Here is a 26,904-nt window from a genome sequence, read left to right as displayed (position 1 = left end):
AATTAAAGCCTATTATTTATGACTAAGATCTTAAGCGAATGGACTTCGCTTCAATATCTATTAACTCTTGTTTAAACAATCCACCAATCGCTTTTTTATAATTAGCTTTACTAGTAGAAAACATCTTTTTAATCGCTTCAGGTTCAGACTTATCGCCTAATGGAATAACTCCACCTTCGTTTTTAAGTTTTTGCATAATAGTTTCACCAAGGTCACTTACTTTACCCATGCCTGGTTTTTCTAGTACAACATCAATTTTTCCGTCTTCACGTACTTTTTGAATGAATCCTTTAAGCTTTTGGCCTACAAATAAGCTTTTAAATACCATATTGTAAAAAACAACACCGAAGTGCGATTCTTCAATTAAGACCTTGTAGCCAATATCTGTTTTGCCAGCGACGATTAAATCCACTTCTTGTAAGTGAGTATATTGCGGCTCATCTTTAGATAAGAAACGATTAAAGTTGTTTGATGCACAAATACGTTGGCTTGCATTATCAAGGTACAAACGAACTAAATATGAATGACCCTCTTGCATGCGTGGTTTTTGTTCGTTGAACGGAGTTAGAACATCTTTTTCAAGACCCCAATCTAAAAAAGCACCAATACTATTAATTTCTTTAACGCGAAGTAGGGCATATTCACCTACTTGTGCGTGTGGCTTTTTAGTTGTCGCAGTCGCTAAATTAGCATTATCTAAAAAGATAAAAACACTTATGCTATCGCCAGCTTCAAGTTCATGTTTAATTTCTTGCTTTGGTAAAAATACTTCACCTAAATCATGGCCGTCTAAGTAAGCACCCTCGTTACTCACTTCTTTTACAAATAATGTTTGTGTGGTTCCTAGGTAACTCATAATTATTCCTGCTCAGTCTTTTTTTTACGGCGCATTGGTGTATCGCCATCAATGTTCATTGGTGCTTTAATTGGTGCTGTTGGCTTTTTAGGTTTAGCTTTGCGTTTAAATACAGGCTTTTTAACAGCAGCTGCTTTTTCTTTAGATTTATCCCACGTTGTCTCAGGCTTTTTCTCTTTTAAACCTTTAAACTTAGCTTTTAAACCCTCTACGCTCGCAAATTTTAACTCGTCATTTAAAAATGCTTTAATAGCTAAATAACTTGCCCAATCTTTAGGCCCAACTAATGAAATTGCGTTACCTTTAAAACCAGCACGTCCAGTACGACCTATGCGGTGTACATACTCTTCTGCGTGTTTTGGTAAATCAAAGTTAATAACATGCGTTACGCTTAGTAAATCTAAACCACGTGACGCAACATCGGTTGTTATCAATATTTTAAAGTTTTCGCGACTAAACGAATCCATAATATCTAAACGTTTACTTTGCGTTAAGTCACCTGCAAGTGCTACAGACTTAAAGCCTTTAGCATTAAGCGCCTCACTCAAACGACTCGTGTCAGAACGTGTTGCTGTAAAGATAATGCACTGGCCAACATCATCTTGATTCAAGAAATGCTCTAAAAGCGCTTCTTTATGATCAAGGTGATCGGCAAGATATAACGTTTGTTTAATATCGCTATGTTGCTCGTTCGCTGCACTTAGCGTAATTTGCTTTGGTTTTTTTAATAGGTTACGTGATAGAGCATCTACTTGAGCATGGTCAAGTGTTGCAGAAAACAATAACGTTTGACGTAAACGGTGATTAGCTTGCTCGTTAATCATTTTTAACTGCTCGGTAAAGCCTAAATCTAATATACGATCGGCTTCATCAAAAATAAGCAGTTCTAGCCCACTCAATTGTAGTGAGCGTTTTGTAATGTGATCGGCTAAACGCCCAGGTGTAGCAACTACGAATTGTGGGTCGTTTCTAAGTGCTTTTATTTGGTCATTAAAGTTTTCGCCGCCAAGTATTTTTACGGCCTTAATTGCTGTGCCTGCAATTAATAAACGCAGTTGAGTAAATACTTGCGTAGCAAGCTCACGCGTAGGAGCAACAATAAGTACACGAGGATCGCGTTTACTGAGTGCTTTTTGTTTCATAACCCTTTGTACAGCAGGTAATAAAAACGCCAAGGTTTTGCCCGACCCAGTTTTAGACTGAGCGAAAATATCATACCCCGCAAGTGCTGTAGGCACCGCATGAGCTTGAATGTCGGTGGGCTGGGTGATCCCTTGATGTGCTAATTGTGTTTCAAGGCGTGTATCAATCCCAAGATCAGTAAACTGCAATGTGTGTTTCTCCAAAATGAGCAAATTAAGTCTATAAATTTATCAGCGCATTATAGCTTACACAGATAGGTCGCTAACAGTAAAAACCAATCTATAGCGCTATTTTTTGCAATTAAATTAAAAAAGCGTAAAATACGCGCCCCATATGCGCCGGATTTACGATTCGGTAAACGCCAATACTGGCTAAAAAAGCAAAATAGGAAATAAAATGACGGCTGTCCATAAAGATAATGTAACAAATGAGCACTTTGTAGTGTGTGCGATGTATAAGTTTGTTGGTTTACCTGAATTTGAAGATATCCGTAAGCCATTGCTTGAAGTGATGGAAACGAATGAAGTACGCGGTACGTTATTACTTGCGGCTGAAGGAATAAACGGCACTGTTTCTGCAAAACGTGAAGGGATAGACAATTTACTAGCATGGCTTGATACGCAACCAAATTTAAAAAACATCGTAACAAAAGAATCTTACGATGATGAATGCCCGTTTTATCGCACTAAAGTAAAGCTCAAAAAAGAAATTGTGACGATGGGCGTTGAGGGCATTGACCCTCTAAAAGTTGTGGGTAGTTATGTAAAACCAAAAGATTGGAATGCGCTTATTTCTGATCCGGAGGTTATTTTAATTGATACACGTAATGACTACGAAATTGAGATTGGTACTTTTCAAAATGCAGTCGATCCAAATACAACGACATTCCGTGAATTTCCACAGTGGGCAAAAGAAAACTTAGACCCTGAGAAGCATAAAAAAGTAGCAATGTTTTGTACCGGCGGTATCCGCTGTGAAAAATCGACAGCCTACATGAAAGAGCAAGGTTTTGATGAAGTTTATCATCTTGAAGGCGGTATTTTAAAATACCTTGAAGAAGTGCCAAAAGAAGAAACCATGTGGGAAGGCGAATGTTTTGTATTTGATAATCGCGTTGCAGTTGATCACGACTTACAAAAAGGTTCTTATGATCAATGCCACGCGTGCCGTATGCCAATTACAGAAGAAGAAAAGTTAAAGCCTGAATACATGGAAGGTGTATCTTGTCATCATTGTATTGAGGAAGTAACAGACGAGCAACGCGCGCGTTTTGCGGAGCGCCAAAAGCAAATAGAACTAGCACAAGCGCGTGGTGAAGGTCATATTGGCAATGAAGCGCAAGCCGTTTTACAGCAACGTAAAGAAGCTAAAAAAGCGCAAAAAGACGCTCAGCGCGGTAAATAAATTGTTACAATAAGTATTACATTTAAAGAGTCTATTTAGGCTCTTTTTTTGTGCCCAAAATTGTGCAGTAATTGTTTTCACACTCCGATGATAGTGTTAATCTGCAAACATATTTAGTCATTTTAATGCGCATACAGGAAGGGATTTATGCAAGCCGAACAAGTTGAAATCGCACAATTTTTAGCACAACATCCTCCTTTTGATGACTTACCTCAAAAAGCGCTTAATGAGCTAGCTCAACAAGTAGAAGTTGCTTATTTTAGAGCAAAAACAGACATTTTAAGTTTTGGACAAGACATATCTGATTTGTATGTGATTAGAAGTGGTTCTGTAGAAATGTATCGCCGAAATGGTGAGCTATACAATCGTTTGGCTATCGCAGGAATATTTGGTCAAATGGGTTTATTGATGAACCGTAAGGTGCGTTTTCCTGCAACTGCTCTTGAAGATACGTTAGTTTACTGCATAAATGTTGAACTATTTAATCGCTACTGTGATGAGTTTGATGCATTTGCTGATTACTTTGAAACAGATGGTAACGTGCGTTTACATCAAGCTATTGTTGAACAAGCTGATGGCAACGACCTTACAACAGCTAAAGTAAAATCATTAATTCACAGAGATGTAGTCACCGTAGATGCAACGTCTACAATACAAGATATTGCAAAATTGATGACTGAAGAAGCGGTATCGTCGGTTTTGGTAACCGATGTAAATAAACCTATAAACGACGATCCTGAAGAAGATGATGGACAAGTCGTTGGCATAATAACCGATAGGGATTTACGCTCAAAAGTAGTGGCTAAAGGGCTTGCTTTTAGTACTCAAGCAAAAGATATTATGTCGACTAACTTAGTGCTTTTAGATGCTAATGACTATATTTTCGAAGCCGTACTGGCCATGCTTAGAGACAACTTACATCATTTACCAGTAGTACAAAAAAGACGTCCTATAGGGGTTATATCACTCTCTGATATTTTACGTTATGAATCGCAAAGCAGCTTATTACTTGTGCGCGGCATACTTGCTCAACAAACAATTGAGGATTTAGCGCATTATGCACGCCAATTACCCAATGTATTTGTACGCATGGTTAATGAAGATGCAAATTCACACATGATTGGTACTGCCATGGCCGTTATCGGGCGTACATTTAAGCAAAGATTACTTGTATTAGCTGAAGAAAAATTTGGCCCACCTCCCGTTCCTTATTGCTTTATTGCACTGGGCTCAATGGCTCGCGACGAGCAACTTATTGTAACTGATCAAGATAACGCATTAATTTTAGATGACAGTTACGACGACGAAAAACATAATGAATATTTTCAAAATATCTCAGACTTTGTCTGTGATGGCCTAGCGCAATGTGGTTACACCTATTGTGATGGCGAAATAATGGCGTCGTTTAAAAAGTGGCGTAAAACCCGCTCCGAATGGTTTGATCAATTTGCTGATTGGATAGCTCAGCCAAAACCACAAGCACTGCTTAATAGTTCTATATTTTTTGATTTAGACGGGGTGTGGGGTAAAACTAAGTGGGCTAATGAGCTTAAAATATTTATAGCCAAACAAAGTAAAGTTAATCGGGTGTTTTTAGCTAATATGGCAGCAAATGCTAGAAATAGAACACCACCGCTTGGCTTTTTTAAAGGCTTTGTTATGGAGCATAATGGCCAGCATAAACGTTCAATGAACTTAAAGCGAAGAGGTACAGCACCGCTTTCTGATGTTATACGCGTGCATGCGTTAGCCATTGGTTCGCGTAAACAAAATTCGTTTGAGCGTTTAGAAGATATTATTGAAGCTAAGCTATTACCACAGGGTAAAGCGCAAGATTTACGTGATGCACTTGAGTACATAGCCATGATGCGAATTCGTCATCAAGCGTGGCAAATAGAGAAGGGCGAAGAGCCAGATAATGACTTAGACCCACATTTATTGTCTCCGTTTGAACAGCGAAATTTAAAGGAGGCATTCGCTATTTTAGAAAAAGCACAAAGCTATTTAAAATTTAGCTACACAGCAAATACGGGTGTGAAGTAGTCTATGAATCCGCGTAATCATAAATCAGTTGACTGGCAAGCTAGGTATAACGAGCTTGCCAACAGCACTGAAAATAAATTGTTAAAACATTTTTATGCTGGGGCTTATAATCAAAGCAAAGCTGCTGTGAAAGATGTGCCTTTTGTAGCAATGGACTTTGAAACCACAGGCTTAAATAGTCAAAACGACGATATAGTGAGTGTTGGATTAGTGCCATTTAGTTTAGAACGTATCTATTGCAAGCACAGTCGTCACTGGGTTGTACAACCTAGACGAAATCTTCATGAAGAGTCTATTTTAATCCATGGAATAACGCATTCTGAGGTAGACGATGCCCCTGATTTTAATCGAATCATTGAACCTTTACTTGAAGCGCTTAGCGGTAAAATTGTAGTGGTACATTACGCCGCAATAGAACGTCACTTTTTAAATAATGCGTTATTGCTAAGGCTTAAAGAAGGTATTGAGTTTGCGCTTGTTGATACTATGGAAATAGAAAGAAGAGCACTAAAAGCAAGGCAGGGTTTATTAGGTCGAGTATTTAATACAAAACTTGGCTCACTCAGATTAACAGATTGCCGTGCGCGTTATTCTTTGCCCGCGTATCAAAACCATAATGCATTAACAGATGCTCTTGCTACCGCTGAACTATTACAAGCGCAGCTGAGTCATCATTATCGTGTAGATACTCCAATCTCAGAGCTGTGGGTATAATATCAACTAGATACTAAAATCTTTGCCTAGTTCTAGCGTAATTTTCTTAACGTTAAATAGACCCTATATAAGAATATTGGTATTAAACAAAAAAGCGCCGCAAAAATTGCGGCGCTTTTGTTGCTAATTGTAAGTATAACTTACTAAAATTATTACTTAACTGGGCGAGGCTCAGTTCGTAAACCTAAAACTAAGCTTAAACACATAAACAACAATACAATAGTAAATGGCAAGCCTGTAGAAACAGCACCTGCTTGTAATGCTTCAATTGCTTGTGTACCACCAATCCAAAGTAAGGCTGCAGCAATTGCGCCCTCTACCGTTGCCCAAAATATACGTTGTGGAACCGGAGCATCAATTTTACCGCCAGCAGTAATTGAATCAATTACCAATGAACCAGAATCAGATGACGTAATAAAAAATACTAATACTAATATAATCGCAATAAACGATAAGATATTAGATAGAGGTAATTCATCAAGCATCTGGAACATAGCTAAAGGTACTTCAGTTAAACCATTAGTACCTAGCGCACCAACACCATTAACTACTTGATCAATAGCAATACCGCCGTAAATCGACATCCATAAAACAGTAACTAGCGTAGGGATTAGTAATACCGCAATTAAGAATTCACGAATTGTACGACCACGTGATACACGTGCGATAAACATACCTACAAATGGTGACCAGGAAATCCACCAAGCCCAGTAGAATACAGTCCAGCCATGCATCCATGTTTCGTCTTCACGACCATGCGGATTACTCAATGGGATAATGTTTTCAATATAACCCATAACGGTCGTTGGTACGTTACCCATTGCTACGGCAAAGCCAACTAAACAAACAAATAATAGTAATGAGAATGCGATTAACATGTTTACATTACTAAGAAGTTTAACACCACCGTCAATACCACGAACTACAGACACAATAGCTAAAAGTGTTACACCCGCAATAACTAAAATTTGAGATCCAATGCCACCTTCTGTACCGAACACATGGTTAATACCTGCTGAGGCTTGTTGAGCACCTAAACCTAACGATGTTGCCAGGCCGAATAAAGTAGCAAGTACAGCTAAGATATCAATGATATGACCAGGCCAGCCCCAAGCTCTATCGCCTAATATAGGGTAAAAAATAGAACGAATAGAAAGCGGTAAGCCTTTGTTATAGGTAAAAAACGCAAGAGATAAACCAACTACAGCGTAGATAGCCCATGGGTGAAGACCCCAATGGAACATAGTTGCGCCCATTGCTAATTTTGCTGCCTCTGGGGTATTAGCTGCCACATTAAGTGGTGTTTCGTACCAACCAGTAAAGTAAGCAACTGGTTCAGCAACGCCCCAAAACATAAGGCCGATACCCATACCTGCAGCAAATAACATAGCTAGCCATGAAATACGTGAATGAGTCGGTTTAGCATCATCACCACCTAAACGAATGTTACCGTAAGGTGAAACAATAAGCGCTAAACAAAAAACAACGAAAAAATTAGCAGCCCACATAAATAGGGCATCAAAATTATTAATAATATCTGTCTTGATACTATCAAGCGCTGTTTTTGCAGTTTGTGGGTCGGTAACAAGTATGGCGATTAAAAAGATGACAATCAGACCCGCACTAGTTCCAAAAACAGGGTTATGTATATCAAAACCCCACTTTTGTACGTTGTCCTGACCTACAGTGTAGTCTGTACTGTCAATACTATATTTGTCATGATTTTCCTTCATGCAATACCTCTTTAGTTGTCCTAACAAGCCAAAATAAATTCGGCGTCATATCGAATTACATTAGCCTTTAAATATTAAGTAAAAAGTAATACCGTAATTATTTGAAGACTAACTAATTTGAAGAGTGATCATACAGCTAGTAGTGTATGAGTTAAATATTAAATGTAAATGAATTTGTATTTAAAACGCTGTTTATATGGCCAAATTCATGATTCTTTAGTTTAAAAGCCCTAAAATTATAAATTCAGTGAACGTTAAAATTTAGTTTGCTATTAAAAGTATTAATCTACTTAGTTAAGTAAAAAAAGATCACTTTTAACAACATATATTCAATGCTTAAGATTGGGACTATCATAAATTTATAATCCGATAAGCATTTTTAATCAAGTTGTAATATGAATATGATTTAAAAAAATACTGGGCTATATTTTATAAATAGATAGGAAAAGGATTAATACTATTATGCGTGAATGCGCTTTAAACAATACCAATCAAACCGAACTTATTAAACGTTTTTGCAGCGTTAGAAGCGAAAGTCTGGCTATTATTGAACCTCTCACTGTAGAAGATTGCCAACTACAAGCTATGGCAGATGCCAGTCCAAGCAAATGGCATTTAGCGCACACCACCTGGTTTTTTGAAACGTTTTTACTTAGCGTTCATTGTAAACAGTACACAGTGTTTAATCCTCACTATAAAATGCTTTTTAATTCTTACTACAATGGTATTGGAGAGCAATTTAAGCGCGCCAACCGAGGTAGTTTATCCAGACCTGGTTTAGATGAAGTGTTAGCTTATAGAGAGCATATAAATAGCTGTATTATTGAATTGCTTGAGAGCGAAGTTAGTCCACAAATTAAAGATATTATTGATCTTGGATTAAACCACGAGCAACAGCATCAAGAGCTGATGCTTATGGATATAAAATATAACTTTTCAGTAAACCCATTATTTCCACAATACCAAACGTCACTTTTAACTAATCAAAATAAACCAATTCATATTAAGCCTCTTAATTTTATAAACTTTGAGCAAGCCATTATTAATATAGGCACAAATGCCGACGACGAATTTGCATATGATAACGAGCTACCTAAGCACCAAGTATTAATTCATCCATTTAGCTTTGCTAACAGGTTAGTCACTAATGGTGAATATTTAGAGTTTATAAATACCGGTGGGTATAGCGACCCACAGTATTGGCTGAGCGACGGTTGGGCAAACATTCAAAATAACAAATTAACAAAGCCATTATATTGGCATTGCATAAATAACGAATGGTTTGAGTTTACACACTATGGGTTGCAGCCTCTTAATTTAAATGCACCCATCTGCCATGTTAGTTATTTTGAGGCCAGTGCCTATGCTAATTTTGTAAAAGCGCGTTTGCCTACCGAGTTCGAATGGGAATATGCGGCTAAGAACGATTATTTGGTTGAAGCAGAAGAACGTTATCTCACACCTCAACTAGCAAAAGGTGATACTAAAATAAGTCAGTTGACTGATTCATGCTGGCAATGGACGAACAGTGCATATTTACCATACCCCGGTTTTAAACCTATTGAAGGCGTAGCAGGGGAATACAATGGTAAGTTTATGAATAACCAAATGGTATTACGCGGCGGGTGTGTGTTTACCCCTCAAAACCATTTACGACAAACATACCGTAATTTTTATTACCCGCACCAAGCGTGGATGTGCAGCGGAATTAGACTAGCTAAGGATATAGTATGAGCCAAATAACAGCGATTAAGCAAAGCAATATAACCGACACTGAATTTTTAAATGATGTGATAAGCGGATTAACTCAACAACAAAAAACGCTTCCGTGTAAATATTTTTATGATGATAAAGGTGCTGCATTATTTGAGCAAATAACAACCTTACAAGAGTATTATGTTACACGTACTGAGCTTTCTATATTAGCGCAACACTCAAAGTCGATTGCTCAAATGCTACCTGAAAACCTCTCTATTATAGAGCCCGGCTGTGGCTCGGGTAAAAAGGTAGCCTATTTATTAGCGCATATGGCAAACGTTAAAACCTTTGTACCGTTTGAAATATCTGAGGAGATGCTCAGTTATTCACTTGCACATTTGTCACCGTTATTTCCAGATTTGGCAATTTCGCCATTATTAGGAGACTTTACACTTAGCCAAATGGTCAAACAGCTAACCAAAGATACCGCTTTAGAGAGTCAAACTAACTTAGTGTATTTTCCGGGGTCAACTCTTGGTAATTTTGCTCCTGTAAAAGCGATTGAGATTATGAATAATTTCCATCGATTATGCGGTGTAAACGGGTATGTGTTAATTGGAATTGATTTAGTCAAAGAGCGCCAAGTACTACTTGATGCCTACAACGATAAAGCGGGAGTCACCGCCGCGTTTAATAAAAATTTACTGGAACGTATTAATAACGAGCTAAATGGCACATTTAACTTAGATAACTTTAGCCATGAGTCACGCTTTAACGAGCAACATAGTCGTATTGAAATGCATTTAGTAAGTAATTGTACTCAGAGTGTGATTATAAACGATCAGCAAATAGACTTTATAGAAGGTGAAAGCATTCATACAGAAAACTCTCATAAGTACACGCTTGAGTCGTTTAAGCAGCTTGCAGCGCAGGCTAATTTAAAGTTAGAGCAAACGTGGCAAGACGATAGTAACTATTTTGCTTTGTGCTTATTAAGGCCTCTTTAAACAGTTACTTACCATATGATTTAGTAAATCAAAACTTTAGCATTGTTAAATTCATAGTTTAGCAGTGCGCCATTATTCGATTGTTGGATTAGCTTGGCTTTATTTAAACCGAGCAGTCTAAATAGCAGTGGGGCAATAACCGATACAGCAGAGCCGGTAGCACTGTCTTCATTAACACCAAACTGAGGGGCAAAGTATCTAAACTGCACTATGGCAGTTTTTTCATTTATATTTTGTATATTAAGCGCAATAACTGCATTTTTATGGGCTTTACTCAAAGCTTTAAAATCAACGCGTAAGCTTTTTAAATCCTGCTTTTCATCGGGGTTTTTATTAAATTCTTTATCAAATTCTTCACTAAATTCCTTATTAAATAATACAACCGTATAACCGTTTTTATCACCTGTACTGTAGGCTGCTTTTATTGCTAATGAAAACACGTTTTGTAACTCATCTTTAGCTAATTTGCTTTTTTGTGGCTCTATGCTTTTTAGTAATAGCTGAGCGCGTTGTTTTTTTTCTTTTATAGTAAAACGCTCATGACTCATTGAGATAAACGCTTTAGGGCAATAACCAAAATGCTTTATCAAAAAATTAGCGGCTGCTAAAGTGCCATGCCCGCAGCGTTTAATTTCACTTGTTTGATTAAACCAACGAATTTTACAATGACGTTTAGTTATTTCATTTTGATTTAAAAATACGGTAGCAGGGTGAATTGATTGTGATGCAATATATTGCATTTTTTTTGATGTTAACCCATTTTCATAAATAACAATTAAGGCGCTTGAGCCTTTTAAGTTATTTGCAGGGCTAAAAAAAACAGATTGGGTGTAAGTGTACTTTATAAAGCGCAGCGTGAGCCATAAAGGCCTACGCTGCGATATACAAAAAGTGTTAACCTTTGCTTGCATATGCGTCGTTATGAACGCCTGCAGCACGACCTGATGGATCAGCGTTGTTTTGGAACGATGCGTCCCATGCAAGTGCTTCAGGAGTCGAGCACGCTACCGATTTACCATGTGGTACACATTTAGCTGATGCATCACCTGGGAAATGCTCTTCAAAAATTGCACGATAGTAGTATGCTTCTTTTGAATCTGGCGTATTAATAGGGTATTTAAATTTAGCATTTGCAAGCTCTTGATCGCTTACTTGCTCGTTTACAAACTCTTTTAATGTATCAATCCAGCTGTAGCCAACACCATCTGAAAATTGCTCTTTTTGACGCCATAAAACTTCATCAGGTAAGTAGCCTTCAAAGCCTTCGCGTAAAATGTGTTTTTCAATTTTTCCATCTTTACACATTTTAGCTTCAGGGTTGATACGCATAGCAACATCAACAAATTCTTTATCAAGAAACGGTACACGTGCTTCTACGCCCCATGCCGCCATTGATTTATTAGCACGTAAACAGTCAAACATATGCAGTTTTGATACTTTACGGTTTAACTCTTCATGAAACTCTTGTGCGTTTGGCGCTTTATGGAAGTATAAGTAACCACCAAATAGCTCATCAGCACCTTCACCCGATAACACCATTTTAATGCCCATTGCTTTAATTTGGCGAGCCATTAGGTACATAGGTGTAGAGGCACGAATTGTTGTTACATCGTACGTTTCAATGTGGTAAATCACTTCACGAAGTGCATCAATGCCTTCTTGAATAGTAAAAATGATAGGGTGGTGAATAGTACCAATCATGTCAGCTACTTTTTGTGCAGCAGCTAAATCTGGTGAGCCTTCAAGGCCTACTGAAAAAGAATGCAGCTTAGGCCACCATGCGTCACTTTCGTCGTTATCTTCAATACGTTTTGCGGCAAAGCGCTGCGTAATAGCAGAGATAACCGATGAGTCTAAACCACCAGAAAGTAATACACCGTAAGGTACATCACACATTAGCTGGCGTTTAACGGCCGCTTCTAATGCATCTTTAACGTCTTGCGCTTCTGCGCTGTTATCTTTAACTGCATCAAATGTTTCCCAATCACGTTTGTAATAAGGCGTCATTTTGCCATCTTTGCTGTACAGGTAATGCCCTGGAGGAAATTCTTCAATATGCTTACAAATTGGAGAAAGTGCTTTTAGCTCAGAAGCAACGTAAAAGTTACCGTGCTCGTCGTGACCGGTGTAAAGCGGGATAATACCAATATGGTCACGGCCAATTAAGTAAGCGTCATTTTCTTCGTCGTATAAACAAAATGCAAAAATGCCGTTTAGGTCATCTAAAAAGTCAGGCCCTTTTTGTTTATATAGCGCTAAAATAACTTCACAGTCTGATTGAGTTTGAAAAGTAAAATCAACGTCTAACTCTGCAGCAAGTTCTTTATGATTATAAATCTCGCCATTAACCGCTAAAATATTTGTTTTTTCTGGGTTGTATAAAGGCTGTGCACCGCTTGATACACCAACAATAGCTAAACGCTCATGTACTAAAATAGCTTTTTCAGATGCATATACACCAGACCAATCCGGACCACGGTGTCTAAGCAGCTTTGACATTTCAATTGCTTGGGTACGCAATTGAGTGGGATCAGATTTAATATCTAATACCCCAAAAATTGAACACATAGTAACTCCTCATTCCTATTATGTGTGCAGCAGAGCTAATTTACTGTACTGCGAAACATTGTTTTATCAGAAAAAATTACTCAAGTCACATAGCTTTTACAATTAATTAAGAATAATTTATGCACCAACTTAGATGTAACTGCACCAAAATGGTTAATGCGTGGTGCCTGCTGCTATTTTTACATCACTATTGTTGTTCAAAGCTTGTGCGATCATGACCTTTAAAGCGTTAATAATGGTTTCTTCACTCATGCTTGGTGCGCCATTGTGGTGCACCGCTTGGCTTGGTAAATAAGGGACATGTACTAAGCCACCTTTCATCACCGCGCAGTGATCGTTTATATAATGCATAAGGCCATACATAACGTGATTACACACATACGTACCTGCCGTATTTGAAATAGCAGCAGGGATATTACTGTTGTGCAATGCTTGTAACATGCGCTTTATGGGTAAGTTTGTGAAATAGGCATCAGGGCCATTTTTTTCAATTGGCGTATCGATAGGCTGCTTACCTGCATTGTCTTTAATGCGTGCATCGTCAACGTTTATTGCAATACGCTCGATTGATATTTCACTGCGCCTACCAGCTTGTCCTATACACAAAACAACCGCCGGGTTATGCGACTCAATGGCGTTTATAAGCTGACTGATAGACGTATTAAACTCACAGGCAAGTTCTAGTGTGCATATTTTGTGTTTCATGATGATAGTTTCATCAAGTTTTTGCACTGTTTGCCAAGAAGGATTGATAGTTTCGCCACCAAAAGGAGCAAAACCGGTTATTAATACACACGGCATAGTAGAAGTTGATTTAGTCATTAAACACCAAGCTATACATTAAAATAATATTAACGGCGAGTAAGGTAACTGCCGTCGGAATTTGGGCCTTTATTACATGGTACTTATCTTTTAAGTCTAGGGCGTGTTGATTCTAGAATATTTTATAGGTTATTTTTAAGTGCAAGGCTCAATTGATGTAGGTGCCCGTCAAGTTTCTGCTTTGCCTTTGCTGCTTCTTCAAACGTTACATATTTAAATTCAACTGTATCTAAAGGTCTAAATTGTGCAAATTGATGTAAGTCGGCTTCAATAACTGTTCCTAAAAGAGGATAGCCCCCAGTGGTTTGTCCATCGTTAAGTAGCACAATAGGATCACCATTTGGTGGTAGTTGAATGCTCCCAGGACTTACACCCAGTGATGGCAAAGAGTGCGAATGCACCAAGCTATTCTTATTATGCTCAAGCCTTACGCCCATTCGATTACTGTTAGTACTGACTTTGAATGCAGTAGCTGCAAAGGTATCCAATAATGGCTTACCCAGTAAGTTAGCGTGAGGGCTCGGGTACAAGCGTATAATTTTGCGCTGAGGTGGAGCAATTGCACCTACTTTTATAAACTTTCCATAATAAGGAGTAATAGGTATTTCATCACCTGTGGTGAGAGCTCTACCTTCAATACCACCAAAACGTGCATTTAAATCTGTAGATTTAGAGCCCATAACCTCAGTATTTTGTATACCGCCTTTCACCGCAAAATAAGCTCTTAAGCCCGCTCTACCTGTACCAAAGCTAAGCACTTGCTTGTTTTTAACTGCGTATGTCCAACCAGGGTAGATTGCTTGCCCATCAAGGGTTGCTTGCAAATCTGCACCATGAAGTGCAATTACTGTGTCGCAAGTAAATTCAAGTTCGCACAAACCAACGGTTATTTCTAAAACGGCATCATTGTCGTTATTGTTAAGTAATCTATTAGCAATTATTTGCGCAAAGGGGTCTAAGCTGCCCGCTTTGCTTACACCTAAATGGCGGTAGCCATTACGGCCAAAATCCTGAATTGTAAGCAATACACCACTTTTAAGTACTTTAATCATGAGTTGCTCCTTTATTAACTAGCGGAACAAATTCAAGCGTATCGCCAGATTGAATTAAACAAGGTTGCGCAGAGGTTGAATCAAACAAAGAGGTATTTGTATGGCCTATTATGTGCCAACCGCCTGGCGTATCCGCAGGGTAAATTCCGGTTTGTGCAGCACCTATCGCAACAGAGCCTTTAGGAACCCTAGTACGTGGCTCATCACGCCTTGGGGTATGTAATTGCTCATCTAAGCCGTGAAGGTAGGCAAAGCCGGGCTGAAAGCCTAAAAATAATACGTGGTACTTGGCTTTACTATGAATATTAATAACCTCATCAGCGCTTAAATTATGATAGTTAGCCACGTAATTAATATCCTCGCCATTGTATGTGGTTTCAATTAAGTGATGCTGCCCCTTAAAAGTACTGCTTTTAATGTCATCCCACAGCGAGGGTAGCACTTGTAGCCACTTATTTAAGTGTTTATCAGATTTTAAATAAAGAGTGAGCGAGTTCATAGCTGGGACTAAATCGGTAAATTCATCAGTGCTTTTACAGTGGTTGGTTAAAGCCCAAATTTTCTTTTGAATGGAGAGTTTATCTTTTGCGTCTAAATGCGATGCATCAAACAGTAAGCTACTGTTTGTTAATGCATAAATATGAGGAGTTGGCTTCATTAAATAAACCTATTTGTACAACATAATTTAAACGTAACACAGTTTTATTAATTTATTTACACCATTGCGACTAAGTGGTTATTTTTATTTGCTCAGCCTGGTTTAAGAGTGTTTTTATATTTAATTAATCGTATTTAACTTATTGAAGAGCAAAACTAAATGCACTTCGTATTAAATAAGTAATTAGGTTGAAATGAAAATTAAGGTAAGGAGGTCTTAATTAGCACGCACTTGTTTAAGAGGTACATTATGAAACACCAGCATTTATTATATTTATCAGGCGCTGCTATTATATTTAGCGCAGGTAGCTTTGCTTTATCTATGGAAAAGGTCGAGCACAGCAATATAGAAGCCACCATGCATGTAGAAACCATTGTACTTGGATCAGGTTGTTTTTGGGGGGCTGAAAAACGCTACGAAGCGCTTAATGGCGTTATTGATGCCGAGTCAGGCTATGCAGACGGCAATGGCTTTAAAGCAACATACAGAAACATTACTGATCAGTCTCGTCGCTTTGACGAAAACAACTATGCTGAAGTTGTACAGGTTATGTATAACAGTAATATAATTTCGGCTGAAGATTTACTAAAAAACTATTTTGAAAGCCACGATCCTACGCAAAAAAATCGCCAAGGTAACGACATCGGTACGCAATATCGCTCAATTGTATTAACCACTACTGATGCACAAGCTAAAGTAGCTGAGCAAGTTAAATCGCAATATCAGCAGCTTTTAACTGATGCGAGCTACGGCAAAATCGAAACGGTTATTAAACCACTTACAGGTTTTGTATCGGCAGAAGAATATCATCAAAATTATCTACAAAAGAACCCTAATGGCTATTGCCCAGATCATTCAACAGGCGTTGTTTTTAATAAAAAACCCGTAGAAAAAGTCGATAACAGTGACTTACTCGCAGGTAAGCAGATCGTAGTCTTAGATTCACGTGAATACTGCCCATACTGTGAAAAATTTAAAAAAACAGTCGCAAATGATTACAAAGGGACTATACCAATGTCGTTTCGCCATGCTGACCAGCTTAAAGGTTTAACTATTAAGTCAGCCACGTGGGCAACACCGACTATTTTGTTTTTAGAAAATGGCATTGAAGTATATGGGCGTCAAGGTTATGCAACACCTGAAGAATTTTATAAAGCATTGGGTGCATTTAAGTTAGGTAAAAGTGACGCTTATAAAGTCGCATTTGATGCAAGAACAGATAGACCTTACTGTAAAGAGTACAAGGAGTTTAAAAATACACCTGATGGCACTTTTGTTGATAAATTAAGTGGAGAGCCACTATTTGATACACGTGATAGATTTAATTCAGGCACTGGTTGGTTGTCGTTTAAGCACCCAGTAAAAAGTAGTGTAACGCAGCATGACGATAGCAGCTGGGGAATAACACGTATTGAGCTTCGCTCTAAAAGTACAGGTATTCATCTTGGTCATTTATTCCCAGGAGAAGGCCCTAGAGGCACAGACCGCTACTGTATAAACGCAACAGTACTCGATTTTGTACCAAGAGATAAAAGCTAAACCTTTTACTTTGTAAAGCCTGATTTTAATCAGGCTTTTTTTTTGCATAAAATAAAATAGATTTATCATATTTTTTGCAAATTTGTTAAAATTAAAGCGTTCAGCTACACATCAATCAATAATATTACTTAGGTTATAAATGAATCAATTTATAAAAATAACAACGCAGTTAATGTATTTGCCTTTAGCTTTATTAATTTTTATAACCGATGCTAAGTCGGCAACGCACTATGTCGTCGGCGTAGAGAATATAGAGTATCTACCTTACTTTGATGGTAGTGGAGCAAATGGTGCTGACTATTATGGCTTCAGTGAAGAGTTGCTAACTTTGTTTGCACAGCAGCACGACTTTAAATTTGAGTTTTACACGCTGCCAATTAATCGTCTTTATAAAGAATTCATTGATCACCATCATGTTGATTTTAAATATCCAGATAATCCTCAATGGAAACCAAGTTATAAAGCTTCCTTTGATGATTTAAATGAAATTATTTATTCGCAGCCAACCGTTGTGACTAAAACGGGTATTGCGAGTTTAAATAAAAATATCACTATTGATGAATGCGTTAGTTTTGCAACGGTGAGAGGGTTTACGTCTCAAAGCTTTAAACCTTTAATGAATAACGAAAACGTTGAGCTAATTGAAACCGCTAATGTAATGGAATTAATAGAGATGCTTTTGAAAGAGCGAGTGGAGTGTATTTACATATCTAACGATGTATTAAACTATAATATTGTTAAATATTTCAAATTAACCCGACCCGTTTATTTTCAAAACGAATTGCCGACAGATTTACAAGCCTTTTTATTATCGTCCATTGACTACCCTGAGGTAGTTAAGCAATTTGATACATTTTTGCTTTCACATAAAGTGCAAATAAGTAAATTAAAAAAAGAGTATCAAATAAAAAATTAACTAAAAAAGCCCCGTAAGTTATAACTTATGGGGCTTTTTAAAAGGTATTAACCTGTATATAACTATATTATGTATGTGCTTAATAATAAAAACAGTCCAAGCCAAGTCACCACCTAACTTGAACCGCTTTTCACACTGACAACATCTTCACACACAATATAAAGATTCTGTTTACTAGGCTTACGTAGCCTTGTAATGCATATCATGTGGTTTGAGCCAAGAATAAAAACAGTTCAAGCCAAGTCACCACCTAACTTGAACCGCTTTTTCACACTGACAACATCTTCACACACAATATAAAGATTCTGTTTACTACGCTTACGTAGCCTTGTAATGCATATCATGTGGTTGAGCCAAGAATAAAACAGTTCAAGCCAAGTCACCACCTAACTTGAACCGCTTTTTCACACTGACAACATCTTACACACACAATATAAGATTCTTTTCACTGCTAAGTTTGAGTTACTAGAACTCTAAAGGTTGCATTTATTGCTCTTAAAAAACAAATTAACTAAGTTGTTTTGAGCTGATGAAGTAACTTTAATATTTAACTTTATTTTCGACAAACGATAAAAATGAAACCAATGAGTGAAAAAAATTAAACTATAGACTTTAGTCTAATGCTCGGCGTTAAGCTTATGTATTTAAATAAAAAATACTATTAAAAATTGCAGGGAGGTTTAGACGAGTTCAGTAATAAAACACAGAGTGGGTTGTATTACTGAACTCGTCTAATAGGGGATTATTCTTGGATTTTTCTAAACGTATTTACAACCCACTTCGCAAATAAATCAAGCGGGTGATTAGGCGTGCTTGATTCGTGCTGCACTAAATAGTATTTATCTTTAGTTGTTAAAGGCTGTTCGAATAATTTATAAAGCCATTGCTCATCTAACCAGCTTTGACTAATAGGCAGTGGGATAAGCGCAATGCCCATGCCTTGCTGCGCTGCACGCGCTACACCAAACATGCTATCTATTTGAATAATCTGCGAAGGAGAGAAGTCATCAATTCCTGCTTTTTCGGCCCACTGGTGCCATGCCCAAGGGCGAGCTTTGTGTAGTATTAGCGGAACTTGATTAAGCGCTTGACGGTGATCGTCCCTCCACTGATCGAGCAGCTTTTTATTACATGCAGGGATATATTCAAGATTAAATAGCTCTGTTGCAGAACCTTCAGTGGGTTTACTCGATGATAATACAATAGATAAATCGCTATGACGGGTTATTTCTTTACGTGTTTTAAGCGTATCCATTTGCAGGTTTATATTAGGGTGCTCTGACGTCCACTCACTTAATTTAGGCATGAGTAGTTCGCTGGCAAAAAACTCAGGCAACGTAATCGTCAAATTTGTATTTTGCTGCATCTGACTAAACTCATTAATGGTGCCTTCTAACATAGTGATAATTGGGGACACAGCATCAAAAAAGTTTTTACCCGCAGTGGTTAAACTAATTGAACGCGTTTTACGTTGAAAAAGTTCAATACCAAGTTGTTCTTCAAGTTGTTTTATTTGGTGGCTCACTGCCGAAGGTGTTAAGTACAGTTCATTAGCTGCATGCTTAAAACTTAGGCTTCTTGCTGCAAAGCAAAAAGAGCGAAGGCCACGAATAGGAGTTTGCATGTTTTCCAGTATTAAGTTGTTTATATAGCCTAGTATAGGCAAAAATCGAACCAATTAGTAATTACAATAATATCAATAAGTTAAAAATATTAACAGCGTAAATTCACAAAAGTGGTGCATCATTAAAGCATAGTAGTGCAAATGTTCTAACTAACTAATCATCTATTTATGCAACTATTATAGATAAAAATTTACTACAGATGTATGAACAAGACTAAAAATAAGTAAAAAAGACAAAAAAAATCCCTCGTGAGAGGGATTTTGGGTAACTCAGCGCCATTGGCACTGGGAATGAGGTCGGTACAGGGTAAAGCGTTATTTTAAGTTAACTTGTTAAAAAGTTCCTAAAAAACCATTTCTGGTACTTCACCGTCAACAAGTAATTTACCTGCTGTTTTACTAATGATTTCATCAACAGTTACGCCCGGAGCACGTTCTAATAGATGAAATGCGCCGTCTTTAACTTCTAATACGGCTAAATCTGTTACTATTTTTTTAACGCAATTAACGCCAGTAAGCGGTAAAGAGCAGGCCTCTAGTAATTTAGAGTCACCATGCTTACTTGCATGGGTCATAGTAACAATAATATTTTTTGCGCCAGCGACTAAATCCATCGCGCCACCCATGCCTTTAATCAGCTTTTTAGGGATCATCCACGAGGCGATGTTGCCGTTCTGGTCAACTTCAAATGCACCCAGAACAGTTAAGTCTACATGACCACCCCGTATCATGGCAAAACTATCTGCACTATTAAATATGGCTGCACCTTTGGCAGCTGTCACGGTTTCTTTACCCGCGTTAATCATATCGGCATCTAGCTCTGCTTTAGTAGGGTACGGGCCCATGCCTAAAAGGCCATTTTCGGACTGTAACATAACTTCAATATCATCCGGTACATAGTTTGCGACGAGTGTCGGAATTCCTATACCCAAATTTACGTAATAGCCGTCTTGAAGTTCTTGTGCAACGCGCATTGCAACTTGTTCACGTGATAATGCCATAATTATGCTCCTGCTTAATCTCGTGTTGTTACACGTTCAATGCGTTTTTCAAAGTTGCCTTTAATAACGCGATTTACAAAAATACCCGGGGTATGAATTTGGCTTGGTTCAAGCTCACCCGGCTCTACAATTTCTTCTACTTCGGCAACGGTAATTTTACCCGCCGTTGCTGCCATTGGATTAAAGTTCATGGCGGTGTGTCTAAACACTAAATTACCGTATCGATCGGCTTTCCATGCTTTTACTATGGCAAATTCACCTGTTATAGACTCTTCTAAAATATACGGGCGACCATTAAATTCTTTTACGTCTTTGCCTTCTGCAACTGGAGTACCGTAACCGGTAGCGGTGTAAAATGCAGGTATACCTGCGCCACCAGCCCGCATTTTTTCAGCCAAAGTACCTTGTGGCGTAAGTTCTACGTCAATTTCGCCACTTAATAACTGCTGCTCGAATAGGGCGTTTTCGCCAACGTATGAGGCAACTACTTTTTTAATTTGTTTGTCTTGTAATAAAATACCTAAACCAAAGTCATCAACACCACAGTTATTAGATACCACGGTTAAGTCTTTTGTTTGCATCTGCTTAATTTGTTTAATTAAGCCCTCAGGAATACCACATAAACCAAAACCACCGGCAATAATAGTATCGCCGTCTTTTAATCCTTCCATTGCAGCTTCGTAACTAGAAACTACTTTATCAAAACCGGCCATGAGTCTCTCCTCATTGTGTGTTATTTGTTGTTAACTATCTTGTATTAGTAGTGAGTTATCATTTTATAAGATAGCTATTTAGTGTGTAGTGCCACAGATACTTTGCTCACAGGTTGCTTACCAAGTGCTTTGGTTATCTCCCATCCAGCATCACTTAACCTTTGTAAATCAATTCCATGTTCAATGCCAAGCCCTTGCAGTAAGTAAACTACATCTTCGGTGGCAACATTTCCTGACGCACCCTTAGCATAAGGGCAACCACCAAGGCCTGCAACTGCCGCGTCAACCGTTGCTATACCTAGGTTTAAGGCTGCGTAAATATTTGTGAGCGCTTGGCCGTAAGTATCGTGAAAATGCACGGCCAACTTGGTTTTATCAATGTGTGTTAAAAGTAATTCTATTAGCTGCGTTACTTTTTTAGCAGTGCCAACACCTATGGTATCGCCAAGGCTTACTTCGTAACAGCCTAAATCTAATAGTTTTTGCGATACACTCAGTACTGCTAGTGGGTCTATATCACCCTCGTAAGGGCAACCTAGCACACAGCTTACATAACCACGTACGCGGATATTATTCGCTTTAGCAAACGCCATTACTTCACTAAAACGCTCAATACTTTCATCAATTGAGCAGTTTATGTTTTTTTGACAAAACGACTCACTCGCAGCGGTAAATATAGCAAACTCTTTAATGCCAACAGCGTGCGCTGCTTGCGCACCTTTTAAGTTAGGTGTAAGGGCACTTAAATTCACATCAGGTAAATCAAGTGCTGATATTACATCAGCCGAGTCTGCCATTTGCGGAACCCACTTAGGGGAGACAAACGCGCCGGCTTCAATGTCTTTTAAACCTGCCGTACTTAGCGCGTTAATAAGCGCTACTTTATCCGCTGTACTGACTGTTTTTTCGTTTTGAAGGCCGTCTCGCGCGCCAACTTCAACAATACGGACTTTACTCGGAAAAGCACTCATTATGCACCTTCCTCAGTCGTATCTTCGACTATCGCAAGCAGGGCACCATGCGTTACCAATTCACCTTCACCAAAGCAATAGCTTTTTAAAATACCGTCGTGAGGCGCGTTAAGCGTGTATTCCATTTTCATGGCTTCAATAATAACAACCGCATCGCCTTTGGTAATTGTGCTGCCAATGTCAATTAAGTGTTTTACTACCGTGCCATTGAGCGGGGCGGCAAGTGGAAGTGCTTCGCTTTCGTGCGAACTAATATAATGTTTATCAACTAGTTCAAGCTTAGTTTGCAGTGCTTTATTCATCACTGTCACACTATTAGCTACTGTACTATTGCCAACGGTATTATTGCCCACGGTATTATTACCTACCGTAGTTACGTGTGCGCTGTGTTTTTCGCCGTTAATAAATACAGTGCATAGGCCGTTATTTAATGTGCCTTGTAGGGTAAATACGTGCTCGTTATGCGTAATACTATAGCCCGCTGTCGTTTTTATAGCGCTTAGCTGTAAATCGGCAAAAGGAATTTTAATTGCTTGCGGCGCATTGAGTGTAAAACCGCTTAGTTGTTGCCACGGACTTGCGCTGCTTGGCGCATTTTGTGTGTTAGTTAACGATTCTAAATATGCAAAAGCACCAATAAGTTGGCTTGCTTGCAACAGCTGCTCATCAACCGCTACTAACGAGTCACCTTGCTCTGCAATAAAGTGCGTACTGGGCGCACCTTGTTTAAACGTAGGGTGGCTTGCTAAATTATGTAAAAAACCAATGTTAGTGCTAAAACCCGCTAAATGAAATTGCTCAAGGGCGTGTTGTAAACGGCCCAGTGCTTGTTCGCGATTATCGTCGTGCACAATCAGCTTTGCAATCATCGGGTCGTAAAATGGGCTGATTTCATCGCCCTGTGCAATACCTGTATCAATGCGTACAAATTCACTGTTAAGCGGTGTATGCAGTGCTTCAATAGTGCCCGAGCACGGAATGAAGTCGTTGGCTGGATCTTCTGCGTATATACGCGCTTCAAAACTATGACCCTGCAATTGAATATCACTTTGTGTTAGTGGCAATGTTTGCCCACCCGCAATATTAATTTGCCAGTTGACCAAATCTACACCGGTTACCATTTCGGTCACGGGGTGTTCTACTTGAAGGCGCGTATTCATTTCCATAAAGAAAAATTCATCGCCACACAGTAAAAACTCAACCGTACCTGCGCCTCTATAATTTATAGCCAGTGCACAACGTACAGCTGCTTCGCCCATTTCTTTACGTAGTGCGTCAGATAAACCCGGAGCAGGGGCTTCTTCAATTACTTTTTGATGACGGCGTTGCAAAGAACAATCACGATCGCCTAAATAAACACAGTTGCCATGGTTATCTGCAAATACTTGCACTTCAACATGGCGAGGCTGGTTTACGTAACGCTCAAGCAATACTAAATCGTTACCAAAACCGGCAATGGCTTCACGTTGCGCACCTTGTAATGCGCTCATAAAGTCTTGTGCTTTTTCAACCACACGCATGCCTTTACCGCCGCCGCCAAAGGCGGCTTTAATTAGTACAGGGTAGCCAATTTTTTCAGCTTCACTTTGTAAAAAAGCAGGATCTTGTTTATCACCATAATAACCAGGTACTAATGGCACATTAGCAGCTGCCATTATTTCTTTAGCGCGGGTTTTAGATCCCATTGCTTCAATGCTACTTGCTGGTGGCCCTACAAAAGCAATATTGTTCGCTTCGCAGGCCTTAGCAAATTCACTGTTTTCAGATAAAAAACCATACCCCGGGTGAATACAATCAGCGCCGCAGTCTTTGGCTACTTGTAAAATTTTGTCTGCCACTAAATACGAGTCTTTACTTGGCGCAGCGCCAATATGGTAAGCCTCGTCAGCCATTTTTACGTGCTGGGCATGTTTGTCTGCATCAGAATAAACCGCGACCGTGGTTAAGCCCATTTGTTTTGCGCTGCGCATTACGCGGCACGCAATTTCTCCGCGATTGGCAATCAGTATTTTTTGTAATCGTTGTGTGTTCATAATTAATCCTACAGTTGCCAAGCGGGTGAGCGTTTATCAAAAAAAGCACTTAGCCCTTCTTGACCTTCTTCAGATACGCGAATTTTTGCAATACGCTCAGCGGTAAGCTCAATGAGTTCATCGGTAATCGGCTTATTTGCTACATCGTTAATTAATGCTTTGGCGGCTTTTACTGCTATAGGTCCGTTATCAATCAGTGTTTGCAACATGTTATCGAGTGCACAGTCTAAATTACCGGTTACTTGATGAATTAAACCCAGTTGCTTAGCGGTATGCGCATCAAACACTTCAGCCGTTAAAAAGTACCTGCGAGCAGCGCGCTCACCAATCGCTTTAATTACATACGGGCTAATAACCGCAGGAATAAGGCCAAGCTTTACTTCGCTTAAACAAAATTGTGCATCGTCTTTACTAAGGGCTATGTCGCAACAGGCTATTAAACCCAGAGCACCACCAAAAGCAGCACCTTGCACAGCGCAAATTGTAGGGTGTGGCGAGCTTGCTAATACCTGCATTAATTTAGCTAATTGCATTGAGTCAGCTAAGTTGTCAGCGTAGTTGTTATCCGCCATTGATTTCATCCAGGCTAAATCGGCACCAGCTGAAAAATGCTTACCTTCTGTTTTTAAAACCAAAGCACGAATATCAAGCGTATTTGCATGTTCAATACACTGAATCAGCTCGTGTATTACTTCACTATTAAATGCGTTTCTTTTTTCTGGGCGACTTAACACAAGTACAGCCACATTAGATTTTGTTATTTGTAGTGTTACTGACATTTTGCGCTCCGGTTACATTCTAAATACGCCAAATTTCGAATCACGTTTTGGTGCGTTATTCGCAGCCGTTAACGCAAGTCCTAATACATTACGCGTATCAGCAGGGTCGATAATGCCGTCATCCCACAAGCGGGCGCTGGCGTAATACGGGTGACCTTGCTCTTCGTATTGATCAATAATTGGCTTTTTAAAGTCACTGATTTCTTGCTCGCTCATGCTTTGGCCTTTGCGAGCTAAACCATCTTGTTTAACTTGCGCCATTACACCGGCTGCTTGCTCGCCGCCCATTACCGAAATACGGGCATTAGGCCACATCCACATCATGGTTGGTTCAAATGCTCGGCCACACATTCCGTAGTTACCTGCGCCGTAAGAGCCACCAATAAGTACCGTGAATTTAGGCACATCAGCACACGAAACCGCCATCACCATTTTAGCACCGTGCTTAGCAATGCCTTCGGCTTCGTATTTTTTACCTACCATAAAGCCAGTAATGTTTTGTAAAAATACCAAAGGAATATTGCGCTGAGCACACAGCTGAATAAAGTGCGCGCCTTTTTGCGCCGACTCACTAAATAAAATACCGTTATTAGCCACTATGCCAACCGGGTTGCCATAAATGCTGGCAAAACCGGTGACGAGCGTTTCACCAAAGTAGCGTTTAAATTCATCAAATGATGAGTCGTCCACTGTGCGCGCTATTACTTCGCGTACATCAAACGGCTTTTTAAGGTCGGTGCCCACAATGCCGTAAAGCTCGTTAATGTCGTAACGTGGTGGCTTTACATCCTCTAAAAGAGGGGCTGTAGGACGTGTGTAATTAATACGCTCAATACATTGACGCGCAATAGACAGCGCATGAGCATCGTTTTCTGCGTAGTGATCGGCAACACCCGACACTTTACAGTGCACATCGGCGCCGCCTAGTTCTTCGGCTGTTACTTCCTCGCCCGTTGCTGCTTTTACAAGCGGCGGGCCGGCTAAAAATATAGTGCCTTGCTCTTTTACAATAATGCTTTCATCGGCCATAGCAGGTACATACGCACCGCCAGCGGTACACAAACCCATTACCACGGCAATTTGAGGAATACCTTTACCCGACATACGCGCTTGATTGTAAAAAATACGACCAAAATGCAGCTTATCCGGAAATACATCGTCTTGCTCTGGCAGGTTTGCACCGCCCGAATCAACCAAATAAATACACGGTAAGTGGCAACGCTCTGCGATATCTTGTGCACGTAAATGCTTTTTAACGGTAAGCGGAAAATACGTACCGCCTTTAACCGTGGCATCGTTTGCAATAATCATGCACTCAATGCCTTTAACACGGCCAATACCGGCTACAACACCTGCGCACGGTATTGCTTGTTCGTACACACCAAATGCCGCAAATTGTGAGATTTCTAAAAACGGTGAGCCTTCGTCAATTAACGTACTTATACGGTCGCGTACAAATAATTTACCGCGGCCTTCGTGGCGCTCTTTTAACGCAGCACCTCCGCCTTGGCTAATAGTGGCTACTTTACTGCGTAAATCATCCACCAGCGTCGACATGTTTTTATGGTTTTGCACAAACGTTGGATCGTGAGGATTAACGCTCGATTTTAAAATCGTCATGGTTTAATCC

The 26,904-nt window shown here is 39.2% G+C and carries 22 protein-coding genes and 1 pseudogene; 7 read left to right on the top strand and 16 right to left on the bottom strand.

What is annotated here, in order from left to right:
- Positions 1-22: 22 nt before the first annotated feature.
- Complete coding sequence (locus I6F50_RS02205) at positions 23-856, bottom strand: S1 RNA-binding domain-containing protein (RefSeq protein ID WP_024590152.1); 834 nt, start codon at positions 854-856, stop codon at positions 23-25.
- Positions 857-858: 2 nt separating this feature from the next.
- The gene (locus I6F50_RS02200; protein ID WP_197160954.1) at positions 859-2,187 is read right to left on the bottom strand and encodes a DEAD/DEAH box helicase; all 1,329 of its coding nucleotides are present in this window, start codon (positions 2,185-2,187) and stop codon (positions 859-861) included.
- Positions 2,188-2,395: 208 nt separating this feature from the next.
- Between I6F50_RS02200 and I6F50_RS02195 the strand changes: the two genes are divergently transcribed.
- From I6F50_RS02195 to I6F50_RS02185, 3 genes are all read left to right on the top strand, one after another.
- A complete protein-coding gene (locus tag I6F50_RS02195; protein ID WP_197160952.1) occupies positions 2,396-3,403 on the top strand; it encodes a rhodanese-related sulfurtransferase in 1,008 nt (335 codons plus the stop codon).
- A 147-nt stretch (positions 3,404-3,550) separates the two neighbouring features.
- Entirely contained in the window at positions 3,551-5,446 is a 1,896-nt protein-coding gene (locus I6F50_RS02190; RefSeq protein WP_197160950.1) for a DUF294 nucleotidyltransferase-like domain-containing protein, read from the top strand.
- A 3-nt stretch (positions 5,447-5,449) separates the two neighbouring features.
- Positions 5,450-6,160, top strand: a complete 711-nt coding sequence (locus tag I6F50_RS02185; protein ID WP_197160948.1) for a 3'-5' exonuclease — start codon at positions 5,450-5,452, stop codon at positions 6,158-6,160.
- A 152-nt stretch (positions 6,161-6,312) separates the two neighbouring features.
- On the opposite strand, the gene I6F50_RS02180 is transcribed toward I6F50_RS02185, so the two are convergent.
- Complete coding sequence (locus I6F50_RS02180) at positions 6,313-7,893, bottom strand: BCCT family transporter (RefSeq protein ID WP_197160946.1); 1,581 nt, start codon at positions 7,891-7,893, stop codon at positions 6,313-6,315.
- A gap of 462 nt (positions 7,894-8,355) precedes the next feature.
- Here I6F50_RS02180 and egtB point away from each other — a divergent pair, with 462 nt between their 5' ends.
- On the top strand, positions 8,356-9,627 hold the full coding sequence (gene egtB, locus I6F50_RS02175) for an ergothioneine biosynthesis protein EgtB (protein ID WP_197175220.1): 1,272 nt from the start codon (positions 8,356-8,358) through the stop codon (positions 9,625-9,627).
- Positions 9,624-10,598 (top strand): L-histidine N(alpha)-methyltransferase, encoded by a 975-nt coding sequence (gene egtD / locus I6F50_RS02170; protein ID WP_197175219.1) that lies wholly within the window; start codon positions 9,624-9,626, stop codon positions 10,596-10,598. Before egtB ends, egtD begins: the two co-directional genes overlap by 4 nt.
- 20 nt (positions 10,599-10,618) lie before the next feature.
- Here egtD and I6F50_RS02165 read toward each other — a convergent pair whose 3' ends face one another.
- The 6 genes and pseudogenes from I6F50_RS02165 to pxpB form a co-directional block, all read right to left on the bottom strand.
- On the bottom strand, positions 10,619-11,509 hold the full coding sequence (locus I6F50_RS02165) for a PhzF family phenazine biosynthesis protein (protein WP_197175217.1): 891 nt from the start codon (positions 11,507-11,509) through the stop codon (positions 10,619-10,621).
- Entirely contained in the window at positions 11,493-13,166 is a 1,674-nt protein-coding gene (gene asnB, locus I6F50_RS02160) for an asparagine synthase B (protein ID WP_024598933.1), read from the bottom strand. Before asnB ends, I6F50_RS02165 begins: the two co-directional genes overlap by 17 nt.
- A gap of 153 nt (positions 13,167-13,319) precedes the next feature.
- Positions 13,320-13,988, bottom strand: a complete 669-nt coding sequence (gene pcp / locus I6F50_RS02155) for a pyroglutamyl-peptidase I (RefSeq protein WP_165727504.1) — start codon at positions 13,986-13,988, stop codon at positions 13,320-13,322.
- Positions 13,981-14,088 (bottom strand): annotated as a pseudogene (locus tag I6F50_RS20475) (5-oxoproline transporter, DUF979 family subunit); the annotation flags it as partial. The pseudogene I6F50_RS20475 and the gene pcp, both read right to left, overlap by 8 nt.
- 22 nt (positions 14,089-14,110) lie before the next feature.
- Positions 14,111-15,040, bottom strand: a complete 930-nt coding sequence (locus I6F50_RS02145; protein WP_197175215.1) for a biotin-dependent carboxyltransferase family protein — start codon at positions 15,038-15,040, stop codon at positions 14,111-14,113.
- Positions 15,033-15,698 (bottom strand): 5-oxoprolinase subunit PxpB, encoded by a 666-nt coding sequence (gene pxpB / locus I6F50_RS02140; RefSeq protein ID WP_197175213.1) that lies wholly within the window; start codon positions 15,696-15,698, stop codon positions 15,033-15,035. The genes I6F50_RS02145 and pxpB overlap by 8 nt, the downstream gene beginning before the upstream one ends.
- Positions 15,699-15,947: 249 nt before the next feature.
- On the opposite strand from pxpB, the gene msrA reads away from it, so the two are divergent.
- Positions 15,948-17,237, top strand: a complete 1,290-nt coding sequence (gene msrA, locus I6F50_RS02135) for a peptide-methionine (S)-S-oxide reductase MsrA (RefSeq protein WP_165727507.1) — start codon at positions 15,948-15,950, stop codon at positions 17,235-17,237.
- 139 nt (positions 17,238-17,376) lie between these two features.
- Entirely contained in the window at positions 17,377-18,153 is a 777-nt protein-coding gene (locus I6F50_RS02130) for an amino acid ABC transporter substrate-binding protein (protein ID WP_197175212.1), read from the top strand.
- Positions 18,154-18,895: 742 nt separating this feature from the next.
- On the opposite strand, the gene I6F50_RS02125 is transcribed toward I6F50_RS02130, so the two are convergent.
- From I6F50_RS02125 to I6F50_RS02095, 7 genes are all read right to left on the bottom strand, one after another.
- Entirely contained in the window at positions 18,896-19,777 is an 882-nt protein-coding gene (locus I6F50_RS02125) for a LysR family transcriptional regulator (RefSeq protein WP_197175211.1), read from the bottom strand.
- A gap of 344 nt (positions 19,778-20,121) precedes the next feature.
- Positions 20,122-20,778 carry a CoA transferase subunit B gene (locus I6F50_RS02120; RefSeq protein ID WP_007580251.1) on the bottom strand — a complete coding sequence of 219 codons (657 nt, stop codon included), beginning with the start codon at positions 20,776-20,778 and terminating at the stop codon, positions 20,122-20,124.
- Positions 20,779-20,792: 14 nt separating this feature from the next.
- Positions 20,793-21,491, bottom strand: a complete 699-nt coding sequence (locus I6F50_RS02115; protein WP_138585137.1) for a CoA transferase subunit A — start codon at positions 21,489-21,491, stop codon at positions 20,793-20,795.
- A 74-nt stretch (positions 21,492-21,565) separates the two neighbouring features.
- Positions 21,566-22,462 (bottom strand): hydroxymethylglutaryl-CoA lyase, encoded by an 897-nt coding sequence (locus I6F50_RS02110; protein ID WP_197139726.1) that lies wholly within the window; start codon positions 22,460-22,462, stop codon positions 21,566-21,568.
- Entirely contained in the window at positions 22,462-24,495 is a 2,034-nt protein-coding gene (locus I6F50_RS02105) for an acetyl/propionyl/methylcrotonyl-CoA carboxylase subunit alpha (RefSeq protein WP_197175210.1), read from the bottom strand. Before I6F50_RS02105 ends, I6F50_RS02110 begins: the two co-directional genes overlap by 1 nt.
- 8 nt (positions 24,496-24,503) lie before the next feature.
- The gene (locus tag I6F50_RS02100) at positions 24,504-25,274 is read right to left on the bottom strand and encodes an enoyl-CoA hydratase/isomerase family protein (RefSeq protein WP_197175209.1); all 771 of its coding nucleotides are present in this window, start codon (positions 25,272-25,274) and stop codon (positions 24,504-24,506) included.
- A 12-nt stretch (positions 25,275-25,286) separates the two neighbouring features.
- Complete coding sequence (locus I6F50_RS02095) at positions 25,287-26,894, bottom strand: carboxyl transferase domain-containing protein (protein ID WP_197175208.1); 1,608 nt, start codon at positions 26,892-26,894, stop codon at positions 25,287-25,289.
- Between the last annotated feature and the right edge of the window lie 10 nt (positions 26,895-26,904).

The organism is Pseudoalteromonas sp. NZS127_1 (assembly GCF_015864295.1).
GTDB classification, from domain to species: Bacteria; Pseudomonadota; Gammaproteobacteria; order Enterobacterales; family Alteromonadaceae; genus Pseudoalteromonas; species Pseudoalteromonas arctica.
This window is presented reverse-complemented; position numbering and strand designations above follow the sequence as displayed.

Excerpts from the sequence above, each read along its gene's own strand:
- asnB (WP_024598933.1), bottom strand. The coding sequence starts at position 13,166 with ATGTGTTCAATTTTTGGGGTATTAGATATTAAATCTGATCCCACTCAA.
- I6F50_RS02130 (WP_197175212.1), top strand. The coding sequence starts at position 17,377 with ATGAATCAATTTATAAAAATAACAACGCAGTTAATGTATTTGCCTTTA.
- msrA (WP_165727507.1), top strand. The coding sequence starts at position 15,948 with ATGAAACACCAGCATTTATTATATTTATCAGGCGCTGCTATTATATTT.
- I6F50_RS02185 (WP_197160948.1), top strand. The coding sequence starts at position 5,450 with ATGAATCCGCGTAATCATAAATCAGTTGACTGGCAAGCTAGGTATAAC.
- I6F50_RS02095 (WP_197175208.1), bottom strand. The coding sequence starts at position 26,894 with ATGACGATTTTAAAATCGAGCGTTAATCCTCACGATCCAACGTTTGTG.
- I6F50_RS02190 (WP_197160950.1), top strand. The coding sequence starts at position 3,551 with ATGCAAGCCGAACAAGTTGAAATCGCACAATTTTTAGCACAACATCCT.
- I6F50_RS02180 (WP_197160946.1), bottom strand. The coding sequence starts at position 7,893 with ATGAAGGAAAATCATGACAAATATAGTATTGACAGTACAGACTACACT.
- I6F50_RS02195 (WP_197160952.1), top strand. The coding sequence starts at position 2,396 with ATGACGGCTGTCCATAAAGATAATGTAACAAATGAGCACTTTGTAGTG.
- pcp (WP_165727504.1), bottom strand. The coding sequence starts at position 13,988 with ATGACTAAATCAACTTCTACTATGCCGTGTGTATTAATAACCGGTTTT.
- egtD (WP_197175219.1), top strand. The coding sequence starts at position 9,624 with ATGAGCCAAATAACAGCGATTAAGCAAAGCAATATAACCGACACTGAA.
- I6F50_RS02205 (WP_024590152.1), bottom strand. The coding sequence starts at position 856 with ATGAGTTACCTAGGAACCACACAAACATTATTTGTAAAAGAAGTGAGT.
- I6F50_RS02115 (WP_138585137.1), bottom strand. The coding sequence starts at position 21,491 with ATGGCCGGTTTTGATAAAGTAGTTTCTAGTTACGAAGCTGCAATGGAA.
- I6F50_RS02120 (WP_007580251.1), bottom strand. The coding sequence starts at position 20,778 with ATGGCATTATCACGTGAACAAGTTGCAATGCGCGTTGCACAAGAACTT.
- I6F50_RS02100 (WP_197175209.1), bottom strand. The coding sequence starts at position 25,274 with ATGTCAGTAACACTACAAATAACAAAATCTAATGTGGCTGTACTTGTG.
- I6F50_RS02105 (WP_197175210.1), bottom strand. The coding sequence starts at position 24,495 with ATGAACACACAACGATTACAAAAAATACTGATTGCCAATCGCGGAGAA.
- I6F50_RS02145 (WP_197175215.1), bottom strand. The coding sequence starts at position 15,040 with ATGATTAAAGTACTTAAAAGTGGTGTATTGCTTACAATTCAGGATTTT.
- egtB (WP_197175220.1), top strand. The coding sequence starts at position 8,356 with ATGCGTGAATGCGCTTTAAACAATACCAATCAAACCGAACTTATTAAA.
- pxpB (WP_197175213.1), bottom strand. The coding sequence starts at position 15,698 with ATGAAGCCAACTCCTCATATTTATGCATTAACAAACAGTAGCTTACTG.
- I6F50_RS02165 (WP_197175217.1), bottom strand. The coding sequence starts at position 11,509 with ATGCAAGCAAAGGTTAACACTTTTTGTATATCGCAGCGTAGGCCTTTA.
- I6F50_RS02125 (WP_197175211.1), bottom strand. The coding sequence starts at position 19,777 with ATGCAAACTCCTATTCGTGGCCTTCGCTCTTTTTGCTTTGCAGCAAGA.
- I6F50_RS02110 (WP_197139726.1), bottom strand. The coding sequence starts at position 22,462 with ATGAGTGCTTTTCCGAGTAAAGTCCGTATTGTTGAAGTTGGCGCGCGA.